We start from the raw sequence: 6218 nt of genomic DNA, 5'->3' as shown, positions 1-6218 counted from the left end.
ATCCTAGTACCCCAGCCATTATTTTGTTCTCTTCCACTTGGTGGTCGATAACAAACGGCTATGTAGCTCAGTTGGTTAGAGCATCGCACTCATAATGCGGGGGTCACAGGTTCGAATCCCGTCATAGCCACCATTAATATTGCGGAAGTGGCGAAATTGGTAGACGCACCAGATTTAGGTTCTGGCGCCCTAGGCGTGAGAGTTCGAGTCTCTCCTTCCGCACCATCAAGGCAGTACCAAACAGACCAGCTTATGCTGGTTTTTTTGTGCCCGGATTTCAGCCCTTGTCTCCTCCCCTGCCGCTCTCCCTGCTCACTACCTTGTCAGCCCGAACCTCATCCCACAGCGTCGGGAAGGATAGCCAATAAAAAGCGGCCCGCAGGCCGCTTGCACTCCTTGTCTCCCTCAAACGAGCTCAGAACGGGAAGAACCAGGGGATGGCGATGACGCTCACCACCATCACCAGCACCGTAAACGGCACGCCCACGCGGATGAAGTCCATGAACTTGTAGTTGCCGGGCCCGAGCACCAGGGTATTGACCGGTGAGGAGACCGGCGTCATGAAGGCCGCCGAGGCGGCAATGGCAATGGTCATGGCGAAGGGATAGGGGGAGACCCCCATCTGCTGGGCAGTACCAAGCGCAATGGGCGCCATCAGCACAGCGGTGGCCGTATTGGAGATGAAGAGCCCGATGGCCGCGCAGAGCACGAACAGGCTGGCCAGCATGACACGGGGCCCCATCTCCCCTACCGCCGAGATCAGCGCGCCGACGATGAGATCCACCCCGCCGGTCTCCTGCAACGCCAGGGCAAAGGGCAGCATGCCGACGATCAGGATCAGGGTCGGCCAGTGGATGGACTTGTAGGCGCTCTCCATGTCGATGCAGCGGAACTTGCCCATCAGCAGGCAGGCGATGAGCGCCGCTATGACGTTGGGCACGGGATCCGTCACCATCAGCACTATCATGACCGTGAGGGCAATCAGGGCGTGGATGGCCTGGCTGCGAGCCGGCGCCATCTCGTCCACCTCGGCGGGCAGGCCGAGCAGCAGGAAGTCCCGGTGGTGGGTCTGCAACTGGCGAATGAGGCTCCAGTTGCCCACCACCAGCAGGCTGTCCCCCATCAGCAGCGGCTCATCCACCAGCTTGCCGGTGAGCGCCTCACCGTTGCGGCGGATCCCGACCACGCTCAGGCCGTAGCGGGAACGAAACGCCACCTCGCGGATGCTCTTGCCGAGCAGGCGGGATTCGGGAATGAGGGAGACCTCGGCCATACCCACCTCCCGCGCCTGATCCGAGAAATACTCTCCGCGCAATATCATGGGCTCGAGCCGCGCCTCGGTGCAAAACTCCCGCACATCCACCTCGGGGTCGGACATGTCGATGAGCAGTACGTCCTTGGCCTGGAACTCGGTGACGCCGGAGACGGTCACCATCACCCGTCGAAACTTGCGCCAGCGCTCCAGCCCGATGACGTTGGCCCCGAAGCGGGCACGCAGCTGCAGCTCGTCCAGGGTCTGGCCTATCAGGGGAGAGTCGGGGCGGATCGCCAGGCGGCGCGCCCGCCCGGCCAGGCGATAGTCGCGGATGAGATCGCGCATTGTGCTGCGCCCCGCCTGCTTGCCTTTGCCCTCTTCCCCCTCGCGCACCAGACGGTTACGCATCAGCAGCATGTAGATCACCCCCAGCCCGAGGATCAGCACCCCCATGGGGGTGAAACCGAAGAAGCCGAAGCCCTGGATGTCGTGGCGCATCAGCTCGCTGTTCACCACCATGTTGGGCGGGGTGGCCACCAGCGTCATCATGCCGCTGATGAGACCGGCAAAGCCGAGGGGCATCATCAGCCGTCCGGCAGGGATCCCCATCCGGTTCGCCACGCTCAGTACCACGGGGATGAAGATGGCCACCACACCGGTTGAGCTCATCACGGCCCCCAGGGTCGCCACCGCCACCATCAGCAGCACCAGCAACCGGGTCTCACTGCTGCCCGCCACCTTCACCAGGGCATCCCCCACCTGATAGGCGATGCCGGTGCGCACCAGCCCATCCCCCACCACGAACAGGGCGGCGATCAGGATGACGTTGGGATCACTGAACCCCGCCAGCGCCTGTGGCAGCGTCAGGGTGCCGCTCAACACGAACAGGATGATGATCAACAGGGCCACCACATCCATGCGTACCCTGTTGGTAATAAACAGGAAGATGGCACCCACCAGCATACTGAGCACCCAGATCAACTCGGAATTCACACTCGCTCCTTTCGTTCATGTCCGCCGGGCGAAGAACCGCGCCAGACGCCATCAGACCACAGCCAGTCCCCCTCCATTTTGTTACATATCAAGAAAGAGGAGCCCACATCATCGCACATTCGGGTTCACTTGCAGCCACTTTGCAAGGCAGAGCAAGCGCCCCAGCGCCCGTCTGGCAAAAAGTGCTGCGCGCCCTCCCCAGCACACCTAGAATGGGCCAGCCACTGGCTGATCCGGCCCCTGCTCACCCCTTGTCCTTCGGAGAGAAAATGTCTGTTCACACCCCAACCTACCCGGAATTCACCTTCTTCGGCCGCTTTGTCGCCGATATCCAGTCCGGCCGCAAGACCATCACCATCCGCGACGAGAGCGAGGCCAACTGGCAGCCCGGCCAGCGCCTCGCGCTCTTCACCAACCCGGAGCACCAGCCCTTTGGTGCCATAGAGGTGCTCTCGGTCACCCCCGTGGCCTTCGATGAGCTGACCGACGAGCACGCTCGCCAGGAGAACATGACCCTCGCCGAGCTCAAAACCGTCATCCGGGACATCTACCCCGCACTGCCGCCGCTCTATGTAATTGAATTCACACTGATTGAAGCCTGATTTTGTGAGCTGCCTCAGCTAACCCCGGTTGCAGTCTCGGGCCAAAAGCGCACAATGCCTGTTTTTATATACAGTTAATGGTGCAGCATGAATACAGGACTCGAACCCGCACTCGCCACCATGGTGGCGGACTTCATCGCCGCAGGTCGCCCCAAGGCAAGCAAGCTGAGCTGGCAGGCCAGGCGTGAGGGCTATCTTGCCTCTGTCGTCTTGGGGGGCGAGCGGGAAGAGGTGGGCGCCATCGAAGAGTGGCAGGCCGATCACTACGCCATCCGGCTCTACCAGCCCAAATCCCCCCCCTTCCACCACTTATCCGGTGCTGATCTATTTCCACGGCGGCTGTTTCGTCAGCGGGGATTTCGAGACCCACGATCGCCAGATGCGGATGCTGTGCAACAGTGCCCATGCCCTGGTGTTTGCCGTACATACCCGCCTCGCCCCCGAGCATCCCTATCCTGCCGCCCATGACGACGCGCTGGCAGCGACCTTCGCCATCATGACCGCGCTGCCGCAGTGGCACGGCGATCCCGGGCGGGTCGCACTCGCAGGCGACAGTGCCGGTGGCCACCTCGCCCTGGTCACCACCTTGCGGCTCAAGGCGGTGAGAGCTTCACTGCCCGCCGCCCAGATCCTCATCTACCCCATGCTCGATGCTGCGGGCGACAGTGACAGCTATCAGCAGCTCGGTGAGGACTACCTTATCACCCGTGACATGTTGCTCAGCGGGTTTCAGGCCTATCTGGGCAGGCTGCCCGCCAGCCATCCCGAGGCGAGCCCGCTGCACCATCCTGATCTTGCGGGACTGCCGCCCACTCATATCCTCACGGCCGAGTACGATCCCCTGCGTGACGAGGGAGAGGCCCTCTATGGCAAACTGCTGCAAGCCGGCGTTGCCGCCACCTGTCAGCGGCAGCTCGGGGTGATCCACGGTTTCTTCCAGCTGGCGGGCATCAGCCCTGCGGCCCGTCATGCTCTCGCGCAGGTCGCCATGCTGCTCAAGGGGCTCTGAGTTGGATCCCTCCCCCATGCCGTGTTAAAAGTGTCCCTTTTGAATCAGGGAGGTGACCCGAGTGTTTGAGATAGCGAGCCTGAGAGAGGGCATGATGCACGGGGTCGAGCTGTTCCAGCTGCTGCTGGAGATCATCTCTATCGCCTGCGTGGTGACAGGGCTGGGCAAGACCCTCTGGCTGGCGGCACGGGTGCGGGATCACGAACCCGGTTTTCCCCGCATCCGCCTCTGCTTTGGCAGCTGGCTCATCCTGGCCCTGGAGTTCCAGCTCGCCGCCGACATCCTGGCCACCACGGTCGCGCCGAGTAAAGAAGAGCTGGTTCGTCTCGCCATCATCGCGGTGATCCGTACCTTCCTTAACTACTTCCTCGGCAAGGAGCTGGACGCCCAAACCGAGCGCCAGCGACCCGAGCCGGTCAGGTTGCCCTCCCGCCCCGACGCCCGATAAGCGGCAGACTGACAGAAGGCCGCGAAACAGGAAGAAAGGCTCCAGCCTGCACCAATGAAGAGGGCTCCCCGCGGGGAGCCCTCTTTGTATCGGATAGCAGCCATCAGGCCGGCATGCTGGCCAGCTCGTGGCGTTTCAGGGCCAGCAAGGTGATGAGCAGAGCGGCGCTGGCGATCAGTGCCATGCCCACATAGGTGGCGCTGAACCCCGGTGCCAGCTCGGCGGGGCTCAGGCTCGCCAGGTTGTGGCTGGTCCCGGCCGGCAGGGCCCTGTGGAACAGCACGGCGCAGATAGCCACCCCGACCGCGCCTCCCAGCTCACGGCCGAAGTTGAACAGGGACATGCCGATGCCGCGATCTTCCCGCGGCAGGGCGTTTTGCACCACCACCGAGAGGGCCGGCAGCGCCAGCCCCAACCCCAGACCGGCGAAGCCCAGCCCCAGATTGGCAAAGAGATCGAAATGGATCTGCCACAGCGCCAGCGCCGCCAGGGCGAAGCCCGCCACCACGAAGCGCTTGTAATGACCGGTGCGGCCGATCAGCTTGCCGCCGACGAAGGCCCCCGCCGTGATGCAGACCATGAAGATCACCATGTAGAGGCCGCTCTCGCTGGCCCCCATCCCCTTCTGCCACTGCATCTGCAGCGGCAGGTAGACCAGCACGGCAAACATCAGCAGTTGCGAGGCCAGCGCCAGCAGCACGCTCACCAGATAACCGGGCAAGCGGGCCAGATGGGCGGGCAGTATGGGATCCTGGGCCCGTCGTTCCACCAGAATGAGCAACAGCAGGGCCAGGGCCAACCCCGCCGCCAGCCAGATGGCGGACAGCGTGGTTTCCGGCGAGAGCAGCAGCAGGGAGAGGGTGGTGACGGTGATGAGCAGCCCCGCCCCCTTCCAGTCGAAGCGGCTGTGACGGCGCACATTGAGGTGGCCCAGGTTGCGGTTCACTAGCCAGAGCGCCAGGGCCCCGAGGGGCAGGTTGATCCAGAAGATCCAGCGCCAGCTCAGCTGCTCGGTGAAATAACCCCCGAGCAGGGGCCCGGCGATGCTGGAGACCGCATAGACCGCCGAGATGTAGCCCTGATACTTGCCCACCTCCCGCGGGGGAATGCAGTCGGCGATGACGGTGAAGGCGAGCGCGATCAGCCCCCCGCCCCCCAACCCTTGCAACACCCTGGCCGCCAGCAGGGTCGTCAGATCCTGGGCCAGGGCACAGGCCACCGACCCCGCCAGAAACAGGCCTATGCCGATGTTGAGCATCCGTACCCGGCCGAACAGATCGCTCAGCTTGCCGTATATGGGCAGGGCGGCGGTGGCCGCCAGCAGGTAGGCGGTGACCACCCAGGTGAGGGCGGCGCCGGCGTTCAGCTCGGCGCCAATGATGGGCAAGGGGGTGGTGACTATGCTCTTTTCCAGTGAGCCCAGGGCGATCACCAGGGCCACGCTCGAGAAGACGGTTTTTGGGGACATAAAAGAGGCTCGCTACTGTGAGATGCCGGCACCCGAGGCGCAGAGCGCATGATTGTCTCATGAATCAGCAGCCGAGGGTCAAGCCCGCCGCCTGCCTCACCACGACGGCGGTCGCGGCATCCGGGGAGCGGATCTGGTAGTGTGCTCTTTTAGCCGAGGAGGAAGTACCCCATGTCCGAGCAGTTCCAGTTTGAACAATACGACGCCCTGATCTTCGATATGGACGGCACCCTGGTGGACTCCATGCCCCTGCACCTGGATGCCTGGGAGATCACCAGCACCGAGTTCGGCCTGCCGTTCGATCGGGCCCAGCTCAATGAGTACGGTGGCATTCCCACCCGCAATTGTCTCATGAATCAGCAGCCGAGGGTCAAGCCCGCCGCCTGCCTCACCACGACGGCGGTCGCGGCATCCGGGGAGCGAATCTGGTAGTGTGCTCTTTT

The 6218-nt window shown here is 63.4% G+C and carries 5 protein-coding genes, 2 tRNA genes and 1 pseudogene; 6 read left to right on the top strand and 2 right to left on the bottom strand.

The window, feature by feature from the left end; all coding sequences use genetic code 11:
• Positions 1-56: 56 nt before the first annotated feature.
• Together BN1127_RS03255 and BN1127_RS03250 are read left to right on the top strand one after the other, a co-directional pair.
• A tRNA-Met gene (locus BN1127_RS03255) sits at positions 57-133 on the top strand.
• A gap of 8 nt (positions 134-141) precedes the next feature.
• Positions 142-225, top strand: a tRNA-Leu gene (locus tag BN1127_RS03250).
• A 190-nt stretch (positions 226-415) separates the two neighbouring features.
• Here BN1127_RS03250 and BN1127_RS03245 read toward each other — a convergent pair.
• The gene (locus BN1127_RS03245) at positions 416-2248 is read right to left on the bottom strand and encodes an SLC13 family permease (protein WP_042648467.1); all 1833 of its coding nucleotides are present in this window, start codon (positions 2246-2248) and stop codon (positions 416-418) included.
• Positions 2249-2517: 269 nt separating this feature from the next.
• Between BN1127_RS03245 and yqfB the strand changes: the two genes are divergently transcribed.
• The 3 genes from yqfB (at position 2518) to BN1127_RS03230 (ending at position 4307) form a co-directional block, all read left to right on the top strand.
• The gene (yqfB, locus tag BN1127_RS03240; RefSeq protein WP_042648466.1) at positions 2518-2850 is read left to right on the top strand and encodes a N(4)-acetylcytidine aminohydrolase; all 333 of its coding nucleotides are present in this window, start codon (positions 2518-2520) and stop codon (positions 2848-2850) included.
• 316 nt (positions 2851-3166) lie between these two features.
• The gene (locus BN1127_RS03235; RefSeq protein ID WP_231557431.1) at positions 3167-3859 is read left to right on the top strand and encodes an alpha/beta hydrolase; all 693 of its coding nucleotides are present in this window, start codon (positions 3167-3169) and stop codon (positions 3857-3859) included.
• Between the two features lie 61 nt (positions 3860-3920).
• Positions 3921-4307 carry a DUF1622 domain-containing protein gene (locus tag BN1127_RS03230; RefSeq protein WP_042648465.1) on the top strand — a complete coding sequence of 129 codons (387 nt, stop codon included), beginning with the start codon at positions 3921-3923 and terminating at the stop codon, positions 4305-4307.
• 103 nt (positions 4308-4410) lie between these two features.
• Here BN1127_RS03230 and BN1127_RS03225 read toward each other — a convergent pair whose 3' ends face one another.
• Positions 4411-5775 (bottom strand): MDR family MFS transporter, encoded by a 1365-nt coding sequence (locus tag BN1127_RS03225; protein ID WP_042648464.1) that lies wholly within the window; start codon positions 5773-5775, stop codon positions 4411-4413.
• A 171-nt stretch (positions 5776-5946) separates the two neighbouring features.
• On the opposite strand from BN1127_RS03225, the pseudogene BN1127_RS03220 reads away from it, so the two are divergent.
• Positions 5947-6201: pseudogene (locus tag BN1127_RS03220) on the top strand (HAD hydrolase-like protein); the annotation flags it as partial.
• Positions 6202-6218 lie beyond the last annotated feature (17 nt).

The sequence above is a fragment of the Aeromonas media genome, assembly GCF_000819985.1.
GTDB classification, from domain to species: Bacteria; Pseudomonadota; Gammaproteobacteria; order Enterobacterales; family Aeromonadaceae; genus Aeromonas; species Aeromonas media.
This window is presented reverse-complemented; position numbering and strand designations above follow the sequence as displayed.

What these genes read in the sequence shown, in the direction of transcription:
- BN1127_RS03225 (WP_042648464.1), bottom strand. Translation starts at nt 5,775, where the DNA reads ATGTCCCCAAAAACCGTCTTCTCGAGCGTGGCCCTGGTGATCGCCCTG.
- yqfB (WP_042648466.1), top strand. Translation starts at nt 2,518, where the DNA reads ATGTCTGTTCACACCCCAACCTACCCGGAATTCACCTTCTTCGGCCGC.